This is a genomic window from Aeromonas sp. s11 (genome assembly GCF_040907945.1).
GTDB classification, from domain to species: Bacteria; Pseudomonadota; Gammaproteobacteria; order Enterobacterales; family Aeromonadaceae; genus Aeromonas; species Aeromonas veronii.
The window spans coordinates 15,033-36,353 of sequence record NZ_JBFOCU010000013.1 but is presented as its reverse complement, the minus strand read 5'-3'; the positions used below and the strand labels follow the sequence as shown (position 1 = coordinate 36,353).

The 21,321-nt window shown below is 60.2% G+C and carries 19 protein-coding genes; 10 read left to right on the top strand and 9 right to left on the bottom strand.

Features of this window, described 5'->3' with window-relative positions:
• Positions 1 to 51 precede the first annotated feature (51 nt).
• The 6 genes from livH (at position 52) to glpG (ending at position 5,004) form a co-directional block, all read left to right on the top strand.
• Positions 52 to 978, top strand: coding sequence for a high-affinity branched-chain amino acid ABC transporter permease LivH (livH, locus tag AB5Y84_RS02880; protein WP_005339439.1), 927 nt, complete (start codon positions 52 to 54; stop codon positions 976 to 978).
• A complete protein-coding gene (locus tag AB5Y84_RS02875) occupies positions 978 to 2,246 on the top strand; it encodes a high-affinity branched-chain amino acid ABC transporter permease LivM (RefSeq protein WP_064339037.1) in 1,269 nt (422 codons plus the stop codon). The genes livH and AB5Y84_RS02875 overlap by 1 nt, the downstream gene beginning before the upstream one ends.
• Positions 2,243 to 3,016: a high-affinity branched-chain amino acid ABC transporter ATP-binding protein LivG gene (livG, locus tag AB5Y84_RS02870; RefSeq protein WP_368176325.1), complete on the top strand. Its 774-nt coding sequence runs from the start codon at positions 2,243 to 2,245 to the stop codon at positions 3,014 to 3,016. The genes AB5Y84_RS02875 and livG overlap by 4 nt, the downstream gene beginning before the upstream one ends.
• A gap of 10 nt (positions 3,017 to 3,026) precedes the next feature.
• A complete protein-coding gene (locus tag AB5Y84_RS02865; RefSeq protein ID WP_005339433.1) occupies positions 3,027 to 3,728 on the top strand; it encodes an ABC transporter ATP-binding protein in 702 nt (233 codons plus the stop codon).
• 122 nt (positions 3,729 to 3,850) lie between these two features.
• Positions 3,851 to 4,174 carry a thiosulfate sulfurtransferase GlpE gene (glpE, locus tag AB5Y84_RS02860; protein ID WP_368176324.1) on the top strand — a complete coding sequence of 108 codons (324 nt, stop codon included), beginning with the start codon at positions 3,851 to 3,853 and terminating at the stop codon, positions 4,172 to 4,174.
• The gene (gene glpG / locus AB5Y84_RS02855) at positions 4,171 to 5,004 is read left to right on the top strand and encodes a rhomboid family intramembrane serine protease GlpG (RefSeq protein ID WP_021229252.1); all 834 of its coding nucleotides are present in this window, start codon (positions 4,171 to 4,173) and stop codon (positions 5,002 to 5,004) included. The genes glpE and glpG overlap by 4 nt, the downstream gene beginning before the upstream one ends.
• Positions 5,005 to 5,070: 66 nt before the next feature.
• On the opposite strand, the gene AB5Y84_RS02850 is transcribed toward glpG, so the two are convergent.
• Complete coding sequence (locus tag AB5Y84_RS02850) at positions 5,071 to 7,515, bottom strand: VolA/Pla-1 family phospholipase (protein ID WP_368176323.1); 2,445 nt, start codon at positions 7,513 to 7,515, stop codon at positions 5,071 to 5,073.
• A gap of 300 nt (positions 7,516 to 7,815) precedes the next feature.
• Between AB5Y84_RS02850 and AB5Y84_RS02845 the strand changes: the two genes are divergently transcribed.
• A complete protein-coding gene (locus AB5Y84_RS02845) occupies positions 7,816 to 8,073 on the top strand; it encodes an accessory factor UbiK family protein (RefSeq protein WP_005339429.1) in 258 nt (85 codons plus the stop codon).
• A 54-nt stretch (positions 8,074 to 8,127) separates the two neighbouring features.
• On the opposite strand, the gene AB5Y84_RS02840 is transcribed toward AB5Y84_RS02845, so the two are convergent.
• The 6 genes from AB5Y84_RS02840 to trxA form a co-directional block, all read right to left on the bottom strand.
• Complete coding sequence (locus AB5Y84_RS02840) at positions 8,128 to 9,141, bottom strand: sensor domain-containing diguanylate cyclase (protein WP_216954706.1); 1,014 nt, start codon at positions 9,139 to 9,141, stop codon at positions 8,128 to 8,130.
• 219 nt (positions 9,142 to 9,360) lie between these two features.
• Positions 9,361 to 10,059: an NAD(P)H-flavin reductase gene (fre, locus tag AB5Y84_RS02835; protein WP_042054686.1), complete on the bottom strand. Its 699-nt coding sequence runs from the start codon at positions 10,057 to 10,059 to the stop codon at positions 9,361 to 9,363.
• Positions 10,060 to 10,205: 146 nt separating this feature from the next.
• Positions 10,206 to 11,675, bottom strand: coding sequence for a 4-hydroxy-3-polyprenylbenzoate decarboxylase (ubiD, locus tag AB5Y84_RS02830; protein WP_005339421.1), 1,470 nt, complete (start codon positions 11,673 to 11,675; stop codon positions 10,206 to 10,208).
• Between the two features lie 33 nt (positions 11,676 to 11,708).
• Positions 11,709 to 12,701: a hypothetical protein gene (locus AB5Y84_RS02825; RefSeq protein WP_368176322.1), complete on the bottom strand. Its 993-nt coding sequence runs from the start codon at positions 12,699 to 12,701 to the stop codon at positions 11,709 to 11,711.
• 108 nt (positions 12,702 to 12,809) lie between these two features.
• Complete coding sequence (gene rho / locus AB5Y84_RS02820) at positions 12,810 to 14,075, bottom strand: transcription termination factor Rho (protein ID WP_005339417.1); 1,266 nt, start codon at positions 14,073 to 14,075, stop codon at positions 12,810 to 12,812.
• A 204-nt stretch (positions 14,076 to 14,279) separates the two neighbouring features.
• Positions 14,280 to 14,606, bottom strand: a complete 327-nt coding sequence (gene trxA, locus AB5Y84_RS02815) for a thioredoxin TrxA (protein WP_005339416.1) — start codon at positions 14,604 to 14,606, stop codon at positions 14,280 to 14,282.
• A gap of 113 nt (positions 14,607 to 14,719) precedes the next feature.
• On the opposite strand from trxA, the gene rhlB reads away from it, so the two are divergent.
• Genes rhlB through AB5Y84_RS02800 form a run of 3 tightly spaced genes read left to right on the top strand, consistent with a single transcriptional unit; the run spans position 14,720 to position 17,796 of the window.
• Positions 14,720 to 16,009: an ATP-dependent RNA helicase RhlB gene (gene rhlB, locus AB5Y84_RS02810; RefSeq protein WP_005339414.1), complete on the top strand. Its 1,290-nt coding sequence runs from the start codon at positions 14,720 to 14,722 to the stop codon at positions 16,007 to 16,009.
• Positions 16,010 to 16,020: 11 nt separating this feature from the next.
• On the top strand, positions 16,021 to 17,511 hold the full coding sequence (gppA, locus tag AB5Y84_RS02805) for a guanosine-5'-triphosphate,3'-diphosphate diphosphatase (protein ID WP_005355894.1): 1,491 nt from the start codon (positions 16,021 to 16,023) through the stop codon (positions 17,509 to 17,511).
• Positions 17,512 to 17,541: 30 nt separating this feature from the next.
• Entirely contained in the window at positions 17,542 to 17,796 is a 255-nt protein-coding gene (locus AB5Y84_RS02800) for a Rho-binding antiterminator (RefSeq protein ID WP_279497177.1), read from the top strand.
• Positions 17,797 to 17,866: 70 nt separating this feature from the next.
• On the opposite strand, the gene AB5Y84_RS02795 is transcribed toward AB5Y84_RS02800, so the two are convergent.
• The gene (locus AB5Y84_RS02795) at positions 17,867 to 18,619 is read right to left on the bottom strand and encodes a class I SAM-dependent methyltransferase (protein ID WP_236323282.1); all 753 of its coding nucleotides are present in this window, start codon (positions 18,617 to 18,619) and stop codon (positions 17,867 to 17,869) included.
• A 62-nt stretch (positions 18,620 to 18,681) separates the two neighbouring features.
• A complete protein-coding gene (locus AB5Y84_RS02790; protein ID WP_368176321.1) occupies positions 18,682 to 21,231 on the bottom strand; it encodes a putative bifunctional diguanylate cyclase/phosphodiesterase in 2,550 nt (849 codons plus the stop codon).
• Positions 21,232 to 21,321 lie beyond the last annotated feature (90 nt).

The window sequence follows — 21,321 nt, the reverse complement described above, 5'->3', positions numbered from 1 at the left end:
TGAGTACGCTCACCCCCTCCTCTCTTTGCGGGCAAGTACAGGGAACGCAGTATGTCCGAACACCTCCTCTATCTGGTTCAGCAACTGCTGAACGGATTAACCATAGGCAGCACCTATGCGTTGATCGCCATTGGCTACACCATGGTCTATGGCATCATCGGCATGATCAACTTCGCCCACGGCGAGGTGTACATGATCGGCTCCTATGTCGCTTTTATGGTGATGGCGGGGCTCATGATGATGGGCATCGACAGCACCTTTCTACTGCTGGGAGGCGCCTTCCTGGTCAGTATCATCATCACCGGCACCTATGGCTGGAGCATCGAGCGGGTCGCCTACCGGCCACTGCGTGGTGGCAACCGGCTGATCCCCCTCATCTCCGCCATCGGCATGTCGATCTTCTTGCAGAACATGATGCGGATGGCACAGGGCTCGCGGGATATTGCCATGCCCAGCCTGATCTCCGGTGGCTGGACCCTGGGGGGTGAGGATGGTTTTCAGGCCAGCCTCTCTTATATGCAGCTGATCATCTTCGTGGTGACTTTCATCACCATGCTGGCGCTGACCCAGTTCATCGGCCGCTCCCGCATGGGCCGCGCCTGCCGCGCCTGTTCGGAAGATATCAAGATGGCCAACCTGCTGGGCATCGACACCCACGTGGTCATCTCCATCACCTTCGTGCTGGGGGCCGCGCTGGCCGCCGTCGCCGGGGTGCTGCTCGGCATGTATTACGGCGTCATCAACCCCTACCTCGGCTTTATGGCCGGTCTGAAGGCCTTCACTGCCGCTGTATTGGGTGGTATCGGCAGCATTCCGGGCGCCGTACTGGGCGGCCTGCTGCTCGGCGTGGTTGAAGCGCTCACCGCCGGTTATCTCAGCACCGAGTACAAGGATGTGATGGCGTTTGCCCTGCTCATTTTTGTGCTGCTCTTTATGCCGACCGGCATTCTGGGCCGTCCGGAAGTGGAGAAAGTGTGATGAAACATCAATTTATCCACGCCTGTATCGCCAGCCTGGTGTTGCTGGTGCTCTCTTTCTGGCTGCTCGGCTTCAAGCTGGAGACCGATGGCTCCAGCCTGCAGGTAGTGAGCCGCCTCGATGTGTCGCTGGCCTGGCTGCTGGGGGGCGCCACCCTCGTTTTCTGGTTCCAGATGCTGCGCGGCCAGATTGCCAAGCTGTTTCAGGCCTCCATCAGCGGCTTCTCGGTCGGCTTTACCAAGCTGGTGCTGCCGAGCCCGGAAGAGGCGCCCAAGCTCTATAACCTCACCGCCGTGCTGGTGCTGCTGTTCGCGGTGAGCTGGCCCTTTATGGCTTCTCGCGGCGCCATCGATCTCGCCACCCTCACCCTGATTTACATCATGCTGGGGCTGGGGCTGAACGTGGTGGTCGGCCTCGCCGGCCTGCTCGATCTCGGCTATGTCGGCTTCTACGCGGTCGGTGCCTACAGCTATGCCCTGCTCAACACCTACTTCGGACTGAGCTTCTGGGAGTGCCTGCCCATCGCCGGTGGTCTGGCGGCCCTGTTCGGCTTCCTGCTCGGCTTCCCGGTGCTGCGGCTGCGGGGAGACTATCTGGCCATCGTCACCCTGGGTTTTGGCGAGATCATCCGGATTCTGCTCAACAACATGACCAGCCTGACCGGCGGCCCCAACGGTATCTCCGGCATTCCCAAACCGACCCTGGGGGGTCTGGAGTTCAACCGCACCGTCAAGGATGGGGGCTTTGATACCTTCCACAACTTCTTCGGCATTACCTACAACGCCAACCACAAGGTGATCTTCCTCTACCTGATGGCGCTGGTGCTGGTGGTGGTGACTCTGTTCGTCATCAACCGCCTGCTGCGCATGCCACTGGGCCGCGCCTGGGAAGCGCTGCGGGAGGACGAGATCGCCTGCAAATCGCTGGGGCTCAACCCCACCATCATCAAGCTGACCGCCTTCACCATAGGCGCTACCTTCGCCGGTTTTGCGGGTAGTTTCTTTGCCTCCCGGCAGGGCTTTATCAGCCCGGAATCCTTCGTCTTTATCGAGTCGGCCATCGTGCTGGCGATTGTGGTGCTGGGTGGCATGGGCTCCCAGATCGGGGTGGTGCTGGCTGCCATCGTGATGACGGTGCTGCCGGAGCTGGCCCGCGAATTCAACGAGTACCGCATGCTGATGTTCGGCCTCTTGATGGTGTTCATGATGATCTGGCGGCCACAGGGATTGCTGCCGATGACCCGTCCGCATCTGGAGTTGAAGAAATGAGTACACATCAGAAGTTAATGGAAGTCTCTGATTTGTCGATGCGCTTCGGGGGCCTGCTAGCCATCAACGGGGTCAAACTGGATATCGACAAGGGCGAGGTGATCTCCATCATCGGCCCCAACGGCGCGGGCAAGACCACCATCTTCAACTGCCTGACCGGCTTCTACAACCCGAGCGGCGGCACCATCCGCTACAAGGGTGAGGAGATCCAGGGGCTGCCCGGCCACCTCATCGCCCGCAAGGGGATTGTGCGCACCTTCCAGCACGTGCGGCTGTTCAAGGAGATGACAGCGGTGGAGAACCTGCTGGTTGCCCAACACCAGCATCTCAACACCAGCTTTATCGCCGGTCTGTTCAAGACCCCGGCCTTTCGCCGTGCCGAGCAGGAGGGGCTGGAGCGGGCCGCCTTCTGGCTGGATAAAGTGGGCCTCAAGGATCTTGCCAACCGCGCCGCCGGTAATCTGGCCTACGGTCAGCAGCGCCGCCTCGAGATCGCCCGCTGCATGGCGACCCGTCCCGAGCTGCTGATGCTGGACGAACCGGCTGCCGGCCTCAACCCGAAGGAGACCGACGAGCTGGACGAGCTCATCATGGGCCTGCGGGACGAATTCGGGGTCTCGGTGCTGCTGATCGAGCACGATATGAAGCTGGTGATGGGCATCTCCAACCGCATCTTCGTGGTCAGCCAGGGCACCCCGCTGGCCCACGGCAAGCCGGATGAAATCCGCAACAACCCGGCAGTGATCAAGGCCTATCTGGGCGAGTCGTAAGGACAAAAAGATGTTAGAACTTCGCAACGTATCGACCCACTACGGCAAAATTCAGGCACTGCACGATGTCAGCGTCGAGGTGAAAGAGGGGGAAATCGTCACCCTGATCGGCGCCAACGGCGCAGGCAAGACCACCCTGCTGATGACACTCTGCGGCGAACCCAAGCCCAGCAGTGGCTCAATCTGGTTTGAGGGGGAACAGATCAGCTCCCTCACCACCGCCCGCATCATGCGCAAGGATATCGCCGTAGTGCCGGAGGGGCGCCGTATCTTCGCCCGCCTGACAGTGGAGGAGAACCTGCTGATGGGCGCCTTCTTCGTCGACAAGGCCGAGCAGCATGGCCTGCTGGATCAGGTGTTTACCCTGTTCCCGCGCCTGCACGAACGGCTGGAACAGCGGGCAGGCACCATGTCCGGCGGCGAGCAGCAGATGCTGGCCATCGGCCGTGCCCTGATGAGCAAACCGCGCCTGCTGCTGCTGGATGAACCCTCGCTGGGGCTGGCCCCCATCGTCATTCAGCAGATCTTCGACACCATCGAACAGTTGCGGCAGAAGGGGATGACCATCTTTCTGGTGGAGCAGAACGCCAACCAGGCGCTCAAGCTGGCCGACCGCGGTTATGTGCTGGAGAACGGCCACGTGGTGCTGCAAGATACGGGCGCCGCCCTGCTGGCCAACCCGGCAGTGCGGCAGGCCTATCTGGGCGGTTAACCCACTGCCCCGCATGCCATATCAACAAGGGAGCCGCTGGCTCCCTTATCTTTTGTGGGGTTAGTTTGCGCCCAAGCTTGCGGTACACTGGCCCGTAATCAACCTATTCGCAGGACATCCCGATGGACCAGTTTGCCCATATCAATGCCCATGATGCCTACCAGAAACTGAGCTCGGGTGAAGCCCGTCTGGTGGATATTCGCGACCCGCAATCCTTTGAAGCGGCCCACGCGGTCGGCGCCTTCCACCTTACCAACGGCACGCTGGTGCGCTTTATGAATGAAGTGGATTTCGATACCCCGGTCATCGTGATGTGCTATCACGGCAACAGCAGTCAGGGGGCGGCCCAATACCTGCTGCAACAGGGTTATGACGAGGTCTACAGTCTGGATGGCGGCTTCGAGGCGTGGCGCCGGGAGTTTCCCATCAAGGCAGGCGAGGCATGATCCAGCTGCTGGTGCTCGACAACGCCCGCATGGCGCAGGCGCTGGTGGACTATCTGGCGACCCTGGGCATCTCCTGCGAGCTGACCCAGTCCGAGCTGGGGGTCACCATCTGGCTGGCGGACGAGCTACGCCTTGCCCAGGCCCAGCTGGAGGTGAAGCGCTTTCTGGCCGAGCCGGGCCACCCGCGCTACATGGAGGCCTCCTGGCAATCCGGCCGCGCCGATGCCCGCATCGACTACAGCAAGGGGATGACGGATCCCATCACCGACTTCCTCCATCAGGCAGGGCCACTGACGCTGGTGGTCATCATCGCCTGTCTCGCCATCTACGGGATCGAGGCCATCGGCCTGCCCATTTTTGATCAACTGGCATTCCACCCGACGCTGGCCCAGTTCACCGACTGGCAGGCATGGCGCTATTTCACCCCCGCCCTGATCCACTTCTCGGTGCTCCATCTGGTGTTCAACTTGCTCTGGTGGTGGTATCTGGGAGGCCAGATCGAGCAGCGCCTCGGCAGCGGCAAGCTGCTGATCCTGCTGCTGGTGGGCGCCGCCCTGCCCAATATCGCCGAGTTCTTTGCCAGCGGCCCGCTGTTTGGCGGCCTCTCCGGCGTGGTCTATGCCCTGCTCGGCTACTGCTGGCTGCGCAGCAAGCTGCAACCGGCCTGTGGCCTGACTCTGCCACCGGCACTGATGGGCTTTATGCTGTTCTGGATGGTGCTCGGCTTCTTCGACATGCTCGGCACCAGCACCGCCAACATCGCCCACCTGACCGGTCTGCTGGTCGGCCTGCTGCAAGGCTGGCTGGATCGCAACCACCAGCCGACCTGATTTTTCAGCAGCCGCAGAAACGAGAACGCCGCCCCGAAGGGCGGCGTTTTTTTACGCGATAGGCAGTTACTGCTTGATCAGGGTGTCATCGGTTACCTTGACCGCCGCACCGCCACTCATAAAGAAGCTGGCGAACTGGGTCTGGATCTCGGTGGTGACCGCGCCAGCCTGATCGAAGTTCTCGTCAGGAGCCAGCAGCGAGCTATGGCCCCCTTTCAGGAAGCGCGCAGCATGGTGACCCGCCGGGAGCACGCCGGACCCCTTCAGCTCTTGCAAACCCAGCACCCGGAACAGCGGCTCGGTGCCACCCAACGGTGCAGAGGCGATGCTGTTGGGGATCACCTGATCCGGCAGATTGAGGGCGCCATCACCCACAATTTCGGTGGCGAACAGCGGGAAGCTCTTGGCGACGCCACTGCCCAGATTGATCGGGTCGGCAGAGTCCAGCACTGACTGGGCGGCAAAGGTATAGCTCTGCAAGGTGCTCGCCGCACCCGCCTGCGTGGCAGCATCCAGGCTGGGCAGGAACTCGTTGACGAAGCAAGTGGCGGCAGCTGTTTTGCAATTCGGTGCATAGGCAGTAAAGCCCGCTTTCAGCGCCGGACTGCCCGAGGTAAGCACGCTCATCTTGATGGTCGGCCCGAAGCTAGGCGAGTTGAGCAACAACGGCGCGATGCCGCCACCCGGCATCGCCAGACCACCGGTATCGAACTTGAACAGGGCATCAGCCTGAGCACTGCCGGTGGTCTGGTTGGCGACAGCCAGCAGATTGGACCCGGTAATGGCACCAAGTGAGTGACCGAGGAAATGCACCTTCAGACCGGCACCACCCAATTGGCCACCCAATCCCTGGGTGTTGGCCAGACCGACAGCCAGTCGCAGCCCCAGCAGATCCGCCACGCTCTGTTTCAGATTGTCCCGCGCCACCGTCAGATAGTTGAGGTTCAGATAGGGGAGCGGGTTCTCCGATGTGGTCACCGTCGCCATGCTGTTGCTCAGGGCATAACCACGCTCGCCGTGCAGCGGATGATCGATCACTACCACAGCGACATTTTTGGCTGTTGGTGTGACTTGCAGACCAGCACCAATCTGGCCCAGCGCCAGCGCATAGGCGTTCTCCTTGATGGAGGTAACCCCGTGTTGATAGATGATCACATCGGTAATGGTATTGAGCGGTGCAGCGGCGAAGATCCGCAGCGGTACCGATTGTACTTCGCTCAGGGTCGGCAACGGGTTGAAACGGCCGATATTGCGCTCGGCATCCAGCGGCTTGCCACCAGAGGTGAGAGTCACCCCGATCAGCTTGCTCGCCTCGGTCAGCAGTTCACTCTGACGGCTCGGGTCGGTGATCAGCTCACCCAGCAATGCCGGGTCCACGCCCGCCCCGACCAGTCCACCGATCACCTCGGTATCGCCCGCTTTCAGCGCGTTGGCGATGGCATAGAGGCTGGGAATGGCGCCGTGCCAGGATTGGGTCTTGGCCTTGTCCCAGGAGCCTGCTATCGCTGGAGTAGAGAGGAAGTAAGGGAGCTTGACGGTACCGGTATACACCTTGGTCACCGCTGCGACCCCGTTTAGGATGCCATTAGCCGCCACAGCGGCAGCAATCGCATCACGATCTTTCTGCGGCAAGAATTGCTCATTCGCCAGCTGGGTCAGAAAATCCACCCCGCCATTAAGACCGTTGATGGTATAGGTTGCCGGCAGGCTGGTGTTGCCTCTGGCATCCTGTTTCCACAGCGCCGCGGCGTCCAGACTCGGGCTCTTCAGCACGGAAGCGGCGGCACTCTTCACCGCCAGCAGCACATCGGCACCAGATTGGGTGGCAAACCAGTCGGAGAAGATCACCCGATCGCTGGTGATCCCGGTGGCCGCTTTGAACAGACCTTCCTGCATCGAGATCAGGCCGTTGATGGTCTGCTCCTGAGTAGTTGCGCCAGCTGTCGATTTGAAGCTGCTGTAATCGCCGCCCGCCTTGAGCGGTGTGCCACGACTGTCCTTGAGGGCATCGGTCGCCACGATCATGTAGTAAGAAGAGGGATTGAGCGGCTTGAGCGGAACCAGATTGAGCTTGCCGTCCCCGCCAGTGACCACAAAGTCGGTCCCATAAACCAGTGGCTTGCCGCCCTTGACTCCGTTGGGTTGCAGAGTGACAGGATCCAGCGTGAGCTCGAGCAGGTAGAGGGGCGCAACGGCAGAGGCATACTCGCTGGCCGCCGGTGCCGGCACAGAGACACCGGTCACGGTCGCCGGTACCAGCTGGACGGGTTGGGTGGTTGACCAGCCATCAAGGGTTGAGAGGGCAGATACCGGGTTCGACAGATCAGCCGTTTCTGTCGAAAACTTCAGGGTACCATCGCTGGCACGGGGGGCCAGCACGCTCGGTCGAATACCGCTGGCGCCACTCAAGGCATAATCGAGGGAGCTGGTGGTGTCTCCCTTGTTGTCATCTCCACCACATCCGGCCAGCAGGGCGCTGACAACAGCTGCATAAATTAGCTTCTTCTTCATTTTTTATTCTCTTTTTATAAGGTTGTTATCCATCACAAGCCAACGGGGTCATCACGACCTCGACTGCAAAACGTTAACATAAAACCAACACCAAATAAGACTCATGCCGGACAGTTCTGGCTCAGCTTTGTGGTGCATGTCATGGTTTCAGGTTAACAAAGGGGCGCAAGGGTAGCAGTTGTGGCCCCATCACCAGACCCGACCAGCCAGCGGGCACCATCACGACTAAAAAGCCGCCGCGATCTCGGCAAAGTGAGGGAATTGTCGGTAGAATGTTCGCCAACGCTTAAGGAGGACATCATGATCGACCCGAAGAAACTGGAAGAGATCGCCAAGCAGGTGCACAACTCCCTGCCACCCGGCATTCGCAGCATGGGTGAAGAGGCCGAGAAGAAGATGCGTCAGGTACTGCAAGCCCAGCTGGGCAAGCTGGATCTGGTCAGCCGCGAAGAGTTCGACGTGCAGACCAAGGTGCTGCTGCGTACCCGTGAAAAACTGGCCGCCCTCGAAAGCAAGCTGGCTCAGCTCGAGCAGCAGCTCGGCGCCAAAGGCGAATAACGAAAACCCCAGCTCGGCTGGGGTTTTTGCTTTGGATTGAACCTGTAAAAAGCATCACACCTGAAGCAGATACCAGGCTCGCTTGCCGCGCGCCTTGGCCTCATACATGGCCCTGTCGGCCACCTCCAGCGCCTGTCGGAAGCTCAATGGCTCCTCCTCCCACAGGGCGATGCCGATACTCAGCCCCACCCGTTGCGGGCAACCGGGTTTGGGCACATAGCCATGCATCCGGCTGATCAGGGCGTCAGCCAGCTGCGCCAGGCCATGGCTCGATACATCCCGGTGCAGATGCACCACAAACTCGTCGCCGCCGTAACGGCCACATAGCGCCGAGCCAGGCATAATAAGGCGCAGCCAGTCCGCCATCTGCTGCAACACCAGATCGCCGCAGGCGTGGCCCAGCTGGTCATTGATCCCCTTGAAATCATCCAGATCGATAAAGAGCAGCGCCCCCGCTCCTTGTGGCTGCAGCTGGGCAAACGCCTTGCCAAACCCCTGCCGATTGAGCAAGCCGGTCAGCGCGTCGCTGTTGGCACGCTCCGCCAGTCGCTGCTCATAGGCCTTGCGCTGGGTGATATCGATATGGGAGCCCATGATCCGCAGCGGCTTGCCATCGCCATCCCGATCGACGACCCGCCCCCTATCCCACAGCCAGGTAACCTCCCCTTGCGGATTGATGGTGCGGTATTCGGCTTCATAGAAGGGGGTTTTGCCCTCAAGGTGGGCAAAGTAGCTGCCCATGGCATGGGCGCGATCGTCGGGATGGAGCTTGGCGCTCCACTGATCGAAATGAGGGGCCATGTCACCGGCCTGAAAGTTCTGCAGATTGAAGACCCGCAGCTCGCCGGTGGGAATGGTGCCCTGCCAGAGACAGATGCCGGTGCCATCGAGGGCGGCATTGAGCTTCTCCTGCAACAGGCCGTTTTCATGCTTCAAAGCGGCGATCTCTGCCTGCAAACGGGCTATTTCACCGCCATGAGGGGACGGGATCAGCGTTGCGACCCGCTCGACAGAACCGGTCTCTCCCCTGTCATCCTCCGCAGATGCCCTGCCCTCTTCACTCAACACTGCGCCTCCTTGTGCTTGCTCTATGGATGCTCTTGTCAATCCCCCACAAAGATGCCATCAGCTAGGCTCGATTAGTAGCCACTCATAGCCAAAATATTGAAAAATAATGGGATAACGCCGCGATAATCCAACCATTCGGTACGATCAGGTACTGCGGCAGCCACAAAAACAAAAGCCCCCGGCAAAACCGGGGGCTGCGTCATCCAGACGGGGATCCCGTCAGATAAATTCGTAGGCATCACCGAAGATGCGCTCCGGCTCGGCGCCGAGGATCTTGAACTCCTCACGCGCGGCACCCGCCATCTCGAAACGGCCGGCGACATAGATGTCGTAGTCGTGGAGGCTGACGAAGTCATCCATGATCGCCTTGTGTACCAGCCCGCTCTTGCCAGTCCAGTCAGCGTCAGGCTCCTGCACCACCGGAATGAAGGTGAGCGGTGCATAGTCACGCTCCCACTGCTGCATCTGCTCCAGTTCGTAGAGCCAGTGAGCCTGACGCACACCCCAGTAGAAGAACACCGGACGCTTGCTGCCCGTGTCAATCAGGTACTCCAGAATGGAGCGAGCGTAAGAGAAGCCGGTGCCGCCCGCCATCAGGATCAGCGGACGGGGAGACTCATCGCGCAGGAACGCCTTGCCAGCGGGCAATTCGACCTCGATCTCCCCCTGCTCGCGCATGCGGGCCAGCACCTGACCGGCGTAGGCGTTCTCGGGAGTGGCACCGATTTGCAGCTCCAGCACGCCAGGGCGGGTCGGCGAGTTGGCGATGGAGAAGGGGCGCTTGTCCGAATCGCTCATCACCACCAGCAGATACTGGCCCGGCTTGAAGCTGATCGCTTGCTGCGGCGTCAGGGCCACATGCCAGATGGTGTCGACATATTCGCGCAGTTCCTCTACGCGGCATTTGATACGTTGCATTCTTGTCCTTGTGGCGGGCTCGCTCGGCCCGCTTCGCTCATTGTTTCACTATGGAGTGACGACCAGCAGCCCTGGCCCCGTCAGTCGAGAATACTCAAATCAGTGCGGATCGCATCACTTTTTGCAGCAAAGCTGTCATGTTTGCCTCATCCGAGGATATTGAGCTCATCCCAGATGGCATCAACCTTCTGCTTCACCGCCTCATCCTGCACTATGGGCTGACCCCACTCCCGATTGGTCTCGCCCGGCCACTTGTTGGTGGCATCCAGCCCCATCTTGGAGCCGAGGCCGGAGACCGGCGAGGCGAAGTCCAGATAGTCGATCGGCGTATGCTCGATCAAGGTGGTGTCCCGTGCCGGGTCCATCCGGGTGGTGATGGCCCAGATCACATCCTTCCAGTCGCGAGCGTTGACGTCATCGTCACACACCACCACAAACTTGGTGTACATGAACTGGCGCAGGAAGGACCAGACCCCCAGCATCACCCGCTTGGCGTGGCCCGGGTAGCGTTTCTTGATGGTCACCACCGCCATCCGGTAGGAGCAGCCCTCCGGCGGCAGATAGAAGTCCACAATCTCGGGGAACTGCTTCTGCAGCAGCGGCACGAACACCTCGTTCAGCGCCAGACCCAGCACCGCCGGTTCATCGGGCGGACGGCCGGTGTAGGTGCTGTGATAGATAGCATCGCGCCGCTTGGTGATGTGGGTGATGGTGAAGACCGGGAACTCGTCCACCTCGTTGTAGTAGCCGGTGTGGTCGCCATAAGGGCCTTCCGGCGCCATCTCACCCGGCTCAAGATAGCCTTCCAGCACGATCTCGGCGCTGGCGGGCACCTCCAGATCGCAGCTGATGGCCTTGATCACCTCGGTACGACTGCCGCGCAGCAGACCGGCAAAGGCATATTCGGAGAGAGTATCCGGCACCGGCGTCACCGCGCCGAGAATGGTCGCCGGATCGGCACCGAGCGCCACCACCACCGGGAATCGCTCACCGGGATGGGCCTCCTGCCACTCGCGAAAATCGATGGCACCGCCACGGTGATCCAGCCAGCGCATGATCAGCTTGTTTTTGGCGATCTTCTGCTGGCGATAGATGCCGAGGTTCTGCCGCTTCTTGTAGGGGCCGCGGGTGATGGTGAGGCCCCAGGTGACCAGCGGCGCCACATCGCCGGGCCAGCAGTGCTGGATCGGGATCTGGTCGAGATCGACCGCATCGCCCTCCTGCACCACCTGCTGGCAGGGGGCGGAAGAGAGGCGCTTGGTCGGCATATTGAGCACCTGCTTGAAGATCGGCAGCTTCTCCATCAGCTCCTTGAATCCCTTGGGCGGCTCGGGCTCCTTGAGATAGGAGAGCCAGACCCCGACTTGACGCAGGGCGCCCACATCGGGCTGCCCCATGCCCATGGCAACCCGATCCGGGGTACCGAACAGGTTGGTCAGCACCGGCATGGTGTAGCCTTTGGGATTTTCGAATAGCAGAGCCGGGCCACCCGCACGCAGGGTGCGGTCGCTGATCTCGGTCATCTCCAGATAGGGATCTATCTCGCGGGTGATCCGCTTGAGTTGTCCGTTTTGTTCCAGCTGCGCGATGAAATCACGCAAATCCTTGTATTTCATGCAAGTTCCCAACCGGGTTCAGGAGGTCACGCATTATAACCCTGGCTGCCCATCGGGTGTACCCGAATCGGGTAGCAGACTCGGTGCAATGGGTGGCACGTCACGCTGGCCGAGGCGTCTGGCCAGCGCAGAGAGCAGCTGGGGCTCGTCCAACTCCATCAACAGACCGGCCACCAGCGCCCCGTATTGGCGGTTGGAGAGTTCCGCCAGCAGGTATTTCTGGGCCTGCGGCGGCAAGGGGGAGAGTGCGCTCAGTTGGCGCAGGGCGGCCCCCTTCAATCCCTCATTGCCACTGGCGGCAATCAGCAAATCGCTGGCAGCACTGCCGTGATGAAAGCGGTTAATGGTAGAGAGTGCACGCAGCGCATCCTGATCTGCCGGCCGCCGCCACAGCATGCTATAGAGCGCCGGTTCCCCGGTGCGCTGCAACAGATGGAACAACAGGTGATTGTCGGGCAGATAGATATTCTGGCTGGCCAGCGCTTGCGCCTCCCGCATCCAGATCGGTTGCGGCAAGGTGTCGAGGGCCAGCAACAGGGCTTGCTGCTGCATGGCGAGATCGGGGTTACTGCTGTAGTAGATGGACTTTAGCTGGAAGCTGCCCTGAGCAAGCTGCAGCCGATAGCGCTGCACCAGTGATTGCAATTGCCACGCCCCCAGCAACTGACGGGCACGCGCGGCAAAATCATAAACCGGTTGCTGCACCAGAAAACCGTCGACCTGCTGCTCCATGAGCCACTCGGGGGCCTTGTCGGCCTGAGCCTCGACCCACTGTTGCAACGCAGGGGATGCAGGGGTGGTAGCGGGAATATCCCGCAGCAGTTGCAACAGCAGGAACTCCCGCCGCTCGCGACTCAGGGTCGCCAGCAGAGAGTCGATGGCTGCAAATTGCCCCTCCTGCAGACGGCCCGCCAGATAGCGCTGGTGAGTCTGCAACGTCTCGGCTGTCACCGCGACCGGAGCACTCTGCGCGCAGGCTGGCATTGCACTCAGCAACCCCAGCAATAACCAGAAAACAGGCTTCATGACGTCTCCATCCATGTGACATCGGGATCTCATACTACTAGGGCGACCGGAAAACAGATAAACAAAAACCGCGACCAGGGCCGCGGTTTCGTCATTTTCTGACCGGACTTACTTCTGCTGGCGCCGCATGGCGTCGAAGAACTCGTCGTTGGTCTTGGTCATCGCCAGCTTGTCGATGAGGAATTCGATACCGTCGATCTCGCCCATCGGGTGGACAATCTTGCGCAGGATCCACATCTTCTGCAGCTCGTCACCTGAGGTGAGCAGCTCTTCTTTACGAGTACCTGAGCGGGTGATGTCGATGGCCGGATAGACACGTTTCTCGGCAATCTTGCGCGAGAGGTGCAGTTCCATGTTGCCGGTCCCCTTGAACTCTTCGTAGATAACCTCGTCCATCTTGGAGCCGGTATCGATCAGCGCGGTGGCGATGATGGTCAGGCTGCCGCCCTCTTCAACATTACGCGCGGCGCCGAAGAAGCGCTTGGGACGGTGCAGGGCGTTGGCATCCACACCACCGGTCAGTACCTTGCCGGATGACGGGATGACGGTGTTGTAGGCACGTGCCAGACGGGTGATGGAGTCCAGCAGGATCACCACATCTTTCTTGTGCTCGACCAGACGCTTGGCCTTCTCGATCACCATCTCGGCAACCTGAACGTGACGGGAAGCAGGTTCGTCAAAGGTGGAAGCGATCACTTCACCTTTCACCATCCGCTGCATCTCGGTCACTTCTTCCGGGCGCTCGTCGATCAGCAGAACGATCAGTTCACAGTCCGGGTGGTTGTAGGCGATGCTCTGGGCGATGTTCTGCAGCAGCATGGTCTTACCGGCCTTGGGCGGCGCCACGATCAGGCCACGCTGACCTTTACCGATGGGGGAAGCCAGGTCCAGTACACGGGCGGTGATATCTTCGGTAGAGCCATTACCCCGTTCCATACGCAGACGTTCGTTGGCATGCAGGGGGGTAAGGTTTTCAAACAGGATCTTGTTGCGGGAGTTTTCCGGACGGTCGTAGTTGACCTCGTTGACCTTGAGCAGTGCGAAGTAGCGTTCGCCCTCTTTCGGTGGCCGGATCTTGCCGGAGATGGTATCGCCGGTACGCAGGTTGAAGCGGCGGATCTGGCTCGGGGAGACGTAGATATCGTCAGGGCCTGCCAGATAGGAGCCGTCTGCACTGCGCAGGAAGCCGAAACCATCGGTCAGGATTTCCAGCACACCGTCGCCAAAGATATCTTCACCACCCTTGGCGTGCGCCTTGAGGATTGCAAAAATAATATCTTTCTTGTGCGCCCGAGCCAGATTTTCCAACCCCATGGATTCGCCAAGCTTGACCAGCTCGGACACAGGAGTGTTCTTTAATTCAGTCAGATTCATAGTGGTGAAAGTCTGTAAGCAAGGATTGAAATGAGGAGACAGTCTGCTGGATTGATGCTGATCGGATTTGATTGCCAGGCTGTGGTTAGCAAAGAGTCAGGCAAAAAGGTTAGCAAACGAGCGATAAACTAGCACCAATCGGGATGAGCGTCTAGGTGATAAAACACAAGGAGCGCATTATTGCAATGCGCTCCTCTTTAATTATTACAGGTTGCCGTCCAGGAACTCTTTCAGCTGAGTCTTGGACAGTGCACCGACCTTGGTCGCTGCCACTTCGCCATTCTTGAACAGCAAGAGGGTCGGGATACCACGAATGCCGTACTTGGGCGGAGTATCAGAGTTATGGTCGATGTTCAGTTTGGCTACGGTCACGCGACCTTCGTACTCTTGGGCAACTTCTTCCAGGATCGGGGCAATCATCTTGCACGGACCACACCACTCGGCCCAGAAGTCGACCAGAACGGCGCCATCGGCTTTGATTACATCTGCCTCGAAGCTGGCATCGCTCAGCTGAACAATCTTGTCACTCATCTCCAACTCCAGTCAGTAATTAAGGCTTTATTGACATATCAACAAAGGCAATAGTTGCCCTATTTGAAATGATCCTGTTTATTATTGCAAGCCTAACCTGATAACCTACCGCCATGAGCAAAACACACTTAACGACCGACAAATTCGCCCAAATGGGCCTCGAACCCGAAGTTCTGGCTGGTCTGGAATCAAAGGGATTTCACTATTGCACGCCCATCCAGGCACTGTCTCTGCCACTGCTGGTAGAAGGTCATGACCTCGCCGGTCAGGCCCAGACAGGAACCGGCAAGACCATTGCCTTCCTGGCCGCGACATTCAACTATTTGCTGACTCACCCGCTGACCAAGCCCCGTCTGGTTAACCAACCCAGAGCCATCATCATGGCACCCACCCGGGAACTGGCAGTACAGATCTATAACGATGCCGACAGCATCGCCGCCTCTACCGGCCTGAAACTCGGCCTCGCCTACGGTGGCGAAGGTTACGACAAGCAGCTGGCTGTGCTGGAGCAGGGCGTCGACATCCTGATCGGCACCACTGGCCGCATCATCGACTACTTCAAGTCCAAGGTGATCGATCTGAGCAACATTCAGGTCGTGGTACTGGACGAAGCTGATCGCATGTTCGATCTGGGCTTCATCAAGGACATCCGCTTCCTGTTCCGCCGCATGCCGCCCGCGACCGAGCGTCTGAGCATGCTGTTCTCCGCCACCCTCTCCCTGCGTGTGCAGGAGCTGGCCTACGAACACATGAACCATCCGGAACATGTGCAGGTAGAGCCGGAGCAGATGACCGGCGTGCGGATCAAGGAGGAGCTGTTCTACCCCTCCAATGAAGACAAGATGTTGCTGCTGCTCTCCCTGATGGAAGAGGAGTGGCCGGAAAAAGCGATCGTCTTCGCCAACACCAAGCATGTCTGTGAAGACGTCCATGCCTGGCTGGAAAACGACGGCCACCGCGTCGGTCTGCTGACCGGTGACGTGCCGCAGAAAAAGCGGATGAAGATCCTCGAGGATTTCACCAAGGGTGCGCTCGATATTCTGGTCGCCACCGACGTGGCCGCCCGTGGTCTGCACATCCCTGACGTGACCCACGTCTTCAACTATGACCTGCCCGACGACGCCGAAGACTATGTACACCGCATCGGTCGTACCGGTCGTGCCGGCAAGAGCGGTCACTCCATCAGCCTGGCCTGTGAAGACTATGCCTTCAACCTGCCGGCCATCGAGGAGTACATCCACCACGCCATTCCGGTCAGCAAATATGATCGCGAAGCGCTGCTGGATGACGTGACCCCGCCGAAACGGGTGTTCCGCAACCGTCAGCCAGTGAACCGCAACATGCGGGATCGCCAGGGCGGTGGCAACAGCAACAACCGTCGTCGTCCGCCGCGCAAAAGCTAAGGACAGGCCCGTTGCACAACTCGCCTCTCTATGCCGCCATCGACCTCGGCTCCAACAGCTTTCATATGCTGGTGGTGCGCGAGGTCGCCGGTGCCCTGCGCACCGTCGCCAAGGTCAAGCGCAAGGTTCGCCTCGCAGCCGGGCTAGATCCGGAATTTCGTCTCAGCCGTGCCGCCATGGAGCGGGGCTGGGACTGTTTGCGTCTCTTCTCCGAACAGTTGCAGGACATTCCGGCCGACAACATCCGGGTGGTGGGTACCGCCACCTTGCGGCTTGCCACCAACGTCGATGAGTTCCTCAGCGAAGCGGAACGGGTACTCAACCACAGCATCGAGATCATCTCGGGCGAGGAAGAGGCCAAGACCATCTATGAAGGGGTCTCCTGGACCTCTGCCGGGGAAGGCAACCGGCTGGTGATCGACATCGGCGGTGCCAGTACCGAACTGGTGATCGGCGAACATAGCGAAGCAAAACTGCTCAACAGCCTGCACATGGGCTGCGTCACCTGGCTCAACAATCACTTCGGTGATGGCGAGCTCTCTGAAGCCCGTTTCGAGCAGGCGATTGCTGCCGCCAAGGCGGTGCTGGAGAAGGTGGCGGAAGATTACCGCGCCCTCGGCTGGCGCACCTGCGTCGGCGCCTCCGGCACGGTACAGGCGCTGCAGGAGATCATGCTGGCACAGGGGAAGAGCGAGCGGGTCACCCTGCCCAAGCTCCAGGAGCTGATGGGTCAGGCCATCGCCTGCGGCAAGCTCGACCGGCTGCAACTGGAAGGGCTGGCGGCCGAGCGGCTGACCGTGTTCCCCTCCGGCCTCGCCATCCTGATCGCCATCTTCGAAACACTCGATATCGAGAGCATGACCCTCGCGGGGGGCGCCCTGCGTGAAGGACTGATCTACGGTCTGCTTGGCAACAATCACGACTGTGATGCCCGGGATCGCACCGCCGACAGCCTGATCAGCCGCTATCAGCTGGATAAAGAGCACGCCGAACGGGTGCGCGATACCGCCGTCGAGGCGTTCAACCAGCTGCAACCGGCCTGGCGACTCTCCAAACGCTACGGTCGCCCGATTTTGCGTTATGCCGCCCTGCTGCACGAGATCGGCCTCTGTATCGAATACAAGAAGGCGCCGCAACACGCCGCCTACATCATCGACAACATCGACATGCCGGGCTTTACCCCTGCGCAAAAGAAGCTGTTGTCGGCCCTGCTGTTCAACCAGCGGGACGAATTCAAGCTGGAACCACTGGAGAAACAGGGTGCCGTCACCGGTCGTCAGGCGATCCGGCTGGCCCGTATCCTGCGCATCGCGCTTATCCTCTGCATGCGCCGTACCCAGGGCACAGTGCCCAGCTTCACCCTGCAGGCAGAAGAGGAGTCACTGACCCTGACCCTGCCCAAGGGCTGGATGGATGAACACTACCTGCGCGCCAGCGAGCTGCGCTTTGAAGTGGAACGCCAGCAGAAGATGGGCTGGCCGACCCGCGTACAGGAAGCCTGACTCAGCAACCTGCCTGTTTTGGAGCCGATCATGCCGGATTATCAACCCATCAGCTGCGATCTCTACGACTGGCTCGAAATTGCTGCCAGCTGGCAACTGCCGGTGACCCTCACCAGCCGCGATGATCGCCAGCGGGATGACAAGATCCGCACTATCGAAGCCAGCGAAGGGGTCGAGTATCTGCTGCTGCACAGTGGCGAGCGGCTCAGTCTGGCGGATCTGGCGACCCTGCGCCTGAACTGGCAAGGGGAAGAAAAGCTGATCCGCTTCGCGCCAACCAACTGAATCCAATACGAAAAAGGAGGGCCAACATGACGTTGGCCCTCCTTTTTGCATCTGCGGCTCACACCGGCTGTTAACCCGCTGCCAGCGCCGCCATCACATAGACATCGAAGCGGTTGCTCTTGGTCTCGATAGCCATGCTGGGCTTCTGTTCGTTGAGCCAGCCGGCATAATCGGGGCGTTTCACCACCACCCGCTTCTCAGCCATCTTGAGCGCGGCAGGCAACAAGGCATCCGCATCGAGATCCGGCCCTACCAGCGACTGGAACACCCGCATCTCTTTTTTTACCAGCGCCGACTTCTGCTTGTGGGGGAACATGGGGTCGAGATAGATCACCTCGGGCCGCTCCGGCAGCGCCAGCAGATTGTCCACGGCAGGCCCGTGCAGCAGTTGCATCCGCTCGCGCACCCAGGGGCCAATCTCGGGATCTTGCGCCGCCCGTGCCAGCCCGTCCTGCAACAGAGCTGCCACCACAGGGCTGCGCTCGATCAGGGTCACCTTGCAACCGAGGGAGGCTAGCACGAAGGCATCGCGCCCCAGACCGGCAGTGGCATCCACCACGGTCGGTGTGGCACCAGCTTTGAGCCCCACCGCCTTGGCGATGGACTGACCGCGACCACCGCCAAACTTGCGTCTATGGGCCACCGCCCCTTCCACGAAGTCCACATAGACGGCACCCAGCTTGGGCTCATCCAGCTTGCACAGCTCCAGTCTCTCTTCAGTCAGTACCAGCGCAAACGGAGCCGGAAACTCCACGTCGGCAAGGCGTAAACGCAGGGCGTCGAGCTCGCCATCACGGGCGGGGACTTCACTGAAAACCTGAATATGGGGCATAGGAGGCAGACTCATGGCACGTACAGAAGCGGCCATGATAACAGAAGCGGTGGTCAGCTCACGACAGTGAGGTTCATCCCCTGACGGTTGAGAGCGAGGTAATCGATGAGATCGTCATAGGCCAGCGGGCGGCTGAGCAGATAACCCTGGGTGAAGGCACACCCCTTCTGGCAGAGGAAGTTGAGCTGCTCGCGGGTCTCTACCCCCTCGATCACCACCTGCATGCCGAGGTTGTGCACTATGTTGATGATGCCGTCGAGCAGCATCCGATCCTGCTCGTTGAAGGGGATATGGCGCACGAAGGAGCGATCTATCTTGACCAGATCGACCGGGAAGGTGCGCAGATAGTTGAGGGCCGAGTAGCCAGTACCGAAATCGTCGATGGCCAGCTTGCAACCTGCCTCGCGCAGGGCATCGATCCGCACCCTGTGCTGATCGCTGCTCTCCATCAGCAGAGATTCGGTGATTTCGATGACGATGTCGGCAGGATCGAGTCCGAAATGCTGGATCACCTTGAGCCACTCGCTCGCCTCTGGGTCGATGGTCTGGAACTCCATGGTGGAACGGTTGATCGACATCTGCAGATCCGGGAAGCCGGATTGCTGCAACCGCGCCAGATCCCGGCACGACTGCCACAATACCAGCGCACCCAGCCCCTGAATCAATCCCGCCTCTTCCGCCAGCGGAATAAACTCGGCAGGGGATACCTGCCCCCAGTGGGGGTGATACCAGCGCACCAGCGCCTCCAGCTTGGCGACCCGTCCGCTGCGATTGTCCCAGATGGGCTGGTAGGCCATGGTCAGCTGCTCCAGCTTGATCGCTTCGGCCAAATCCTGCTGCATCTGGTGGCGCTGGCGCACCTCTTCTCGCATGGATGAGCAGTAGGCACCGAGCAACCGTCCCTGCCGCTTGGCCGCAAACAGCGCCTGTTCGGCATTGCGCAGCAGCTCGTCGCTCTCGCTGCCATCGACCGGACAGAGAGTCATGCCGATGGTCGCGGTCACATAGAGATGCTGGTTGGCCAGCATAAAGGGGCGGGCGAAGCTGCCGATCACCTGCTTGGCAAACACCTCGGCCTGACGGCGGGTGACGATGCCGGGCACCAGGAACGCGAACTCATCGCCACCGATGCGGGCCACCAGATCTTCGGTGCGCACCCGGCTCACCAGTCGATCCGACACCTCCCGCAACAGGGCATCGCCAGCATGGTGATCCATGCTGTTGTTGACCGCCTTGAAGTTGTTGAGGTCGAGCACCATGAGCGCGAAGCGCTCGCCCCGCTCGCAGAAGCGGGTAAGGCAGCGGCCAAACAGCCAGCGGTTGGGCAGGCTGGTGAGGTTGTCGTAGTTGGCCTGGGTCGCGATCTTCTGCTCGGCCACCTTGGTCTGGGAAAGATCGCTGAAAATGGCGATATATTGCTGAATTTTGCCAGCTTCGCGCAGGGTGCTGATCATCAGCTGCTGCGGATAGAGCTTGCCGTTCTTGCGCTTGTTCCACACTTCGCCACGCCACACCCCCACCCGCTCCAGCGCATGGTACATGTCGGCATAGAAGGTCTGATCGTGCAGCCCGGACTTGAGCATGCTGGGACGCTGGCCCCGCACCTCGTCGCTGCTGTAGCCGGTGATCTGCTCGAAGGCCGGGTTGACCGAGATGATGCGGCTGTCGGCATCGCACACCAGAATCGCCTCGGAGAGGTTGTCGTAGACCCGGTGAGAGAGCTTGAGCTGCTCCGCATGGCGCTTGAGGGGATCGATATTCTCCAGCAGCACCATCAGGTAGTCCGGCTGCTGCTGCTCGTCGCGGATCAGGGTGACAGTTACCCGCCCCCACAGGATCTCGCCCCCCTTGCAGAAGTAGCGCTTCTCCTGGGTGAAACTGCTGCGCTCGCCGCGCCGGATCTCTTCGTAGCACTCAAGGCTGCGCTGCCAATCCTCCGGGTGATTGATGTCGGAGATGGAGCGATGAAGCAGCTCGTCGAGGGGATAGCCCAGCATCTTCTCGATAGCCGGATTGGCCCAGAGAATGCGGCCGGTGAGATCGAGCTTGCCGATCCCCACCGGGGCCTGAAACAGCATGCTCTGCAGCACATGGGGGGTATCAGGCAAGAGTTGCGGCAGCTGGCGTTGCAGCATCAGCGCCAGTTCGCGACCGGCCAGCGGCCCCAGCAACCGGAGCAGCCCCATCACCTTGGTCATATTGGCCTGCGGCTGACGATAGAGCAGGCAGCAGATACCTATGGTCTCGCCATCCACATCCTTGAGGGCGATCCCGGCGTAGGCCTGGGCTTGCCACGCATCGGCAAGCGGCATCGCGGGGAACAGCTGCAACAGACGATCGCTGAACCAGGCTTCCCCCTCCTGCCAGGTAATGGCATCAGGAGAGTCAGTCAGTGGCAGCGTCAGGGTATCGGGGTCAAGAGAGGAGGGATGGGCAGCCTGAACCGTCAGGTGGGTAGCATTTGATTCCCTGCTGGCGATAAGGACGACATCAGCCATCACAGCAGCGGCGATTTCACTCACAAAGGTATCGAAATATCCCTGGCCGCTCGAATGAGCCAGACTTGAGATGATTTGATAGACGGAATCGAGTGCTCGCCTCATGGCAAGTGGCTTTCTCTCCTTGAAGGTTAGAACACGACTCTACTGAAGAGCCGTGGGCAGTGCAAATATGCAATCAGCAAGATATTAAAA

What these genes read in the sequence shown, in the direction of transcription:
- ubiD (WP_005339421.1), bottom strand. Translation starts at nt 11,675, where the DNA reads ATGAAATACAAGGATTTGCGTGATTTCATCGCGCAGCTGGAACAAAAC.
- rhlB (WP_005339414.1), top strand. Translation starts at nt 14,720, where the DNA reads ATGAGCAAAACACACTTAACGACCGACAAATTCGCCCAAATGGGCCTC.
- fre (WP_042054686.1), bottom strand. Translation starts at nt 10,059, where the DNA reads ATGCAACGTATCAAATGCCGCGTAGAGGAACTGCGCGAATATGTCGAC.
- glpG (WP_021229252.1), top strand. Translation starts at nt 4,171, where the DNA reads ATGATCCAGCTGCTGGTGCTCGACAACGCCCGCATGGCGCAGGCGCTG.
- trxA (WP_005339416.1), bottom strand. Translation starts at nt 14,606, where the DNA reads ATGAGTGACAAGATTGTTCAGCTGAGCGATGCCAGCTTCGAGGCAGAT.
- AB5Y84_RS02865 (WP_005339433.1), top strand. Translation starts at nt 3,027, where the DNA reads ATGTTAGAACTTCGCAACGTATCGACCCACTACGGCAAAATTCAGGCA.
- AB5Y84_RS02875 (WP_064339037.1), top strand. Translation starts at nt 978, where the DNA reads ATGAAACATCAATTTATCCACGCCTGTATCGCCAGCCTGGTGTTGCTG.
- AB5Y84_RS02845 (WP_005339429.1), top strand. Translation starts at nt 7,816, where the DNA reads ATGATCGACCCGAAGAAACTGGAAGAGATCGCCAAGCAGGTGCACAAC.
- glpE (WP_368176324.1), top strand. Translation starts at nt 3,851, where the DNA reads ATGGACCAGTTTGCCCATATCAATGCCCATGATGCCTACCAGAAACTG.
- AB5Y84_RS02790 (WP_368176321.1), bottom strand. Translation starts at nt 21,231, where the DNA reads ATGAGGCGAGCACTCGATTCCGTCTATCAAATCATCTCAAGTCTGGCT.
- AB5Y84_RS02850 (WP_368176323.1), bottom strand. Translation starts at nt 7,515, where the DNA reads ATGAAGAAGAAGCTAATTTATGCAGCTGTTGTCAGCGCCCTGCTGGCC.
- rho (WP_005339417.1), bottom strand. Translation starts at nt 14,075, where the DNA reads ATGAATCTGACTGAATTAAAGAACACTCCTGTGTCCGAGCTGGTCAAG.
- livH (WP_005339439.1), top strand. Translation starts at nt 52, where the DNA reads ATGTCCGAACACCTCCTCTATCTGGTTCAGCAACTGCTGAACGGATTA.
- livG (WP_368176325.1), top strand. Translation starts at nt 2,243, where the DNA reads ATGAGTACACATCAGAAGTTAATGGAAGTCTCTGATTTGTCGATGCGC.
- AB5Y84_RS02825 (WP_368176322.1), bottom strand. Translation starts at nt 12,701, where the DNA reads ATGAAGCCTGTTTTCTGGTTATTGCTGGGGTTGCTGAGTGCAATGCCA.
- AB5Y84_RS02800 (WP_279497177.1), top strand. Translation starts at nt 17,542, where the DNA reads ATGCCGGATTATCAACCCATCAGCTGCGATCTCTACGACTGGCTCGAA.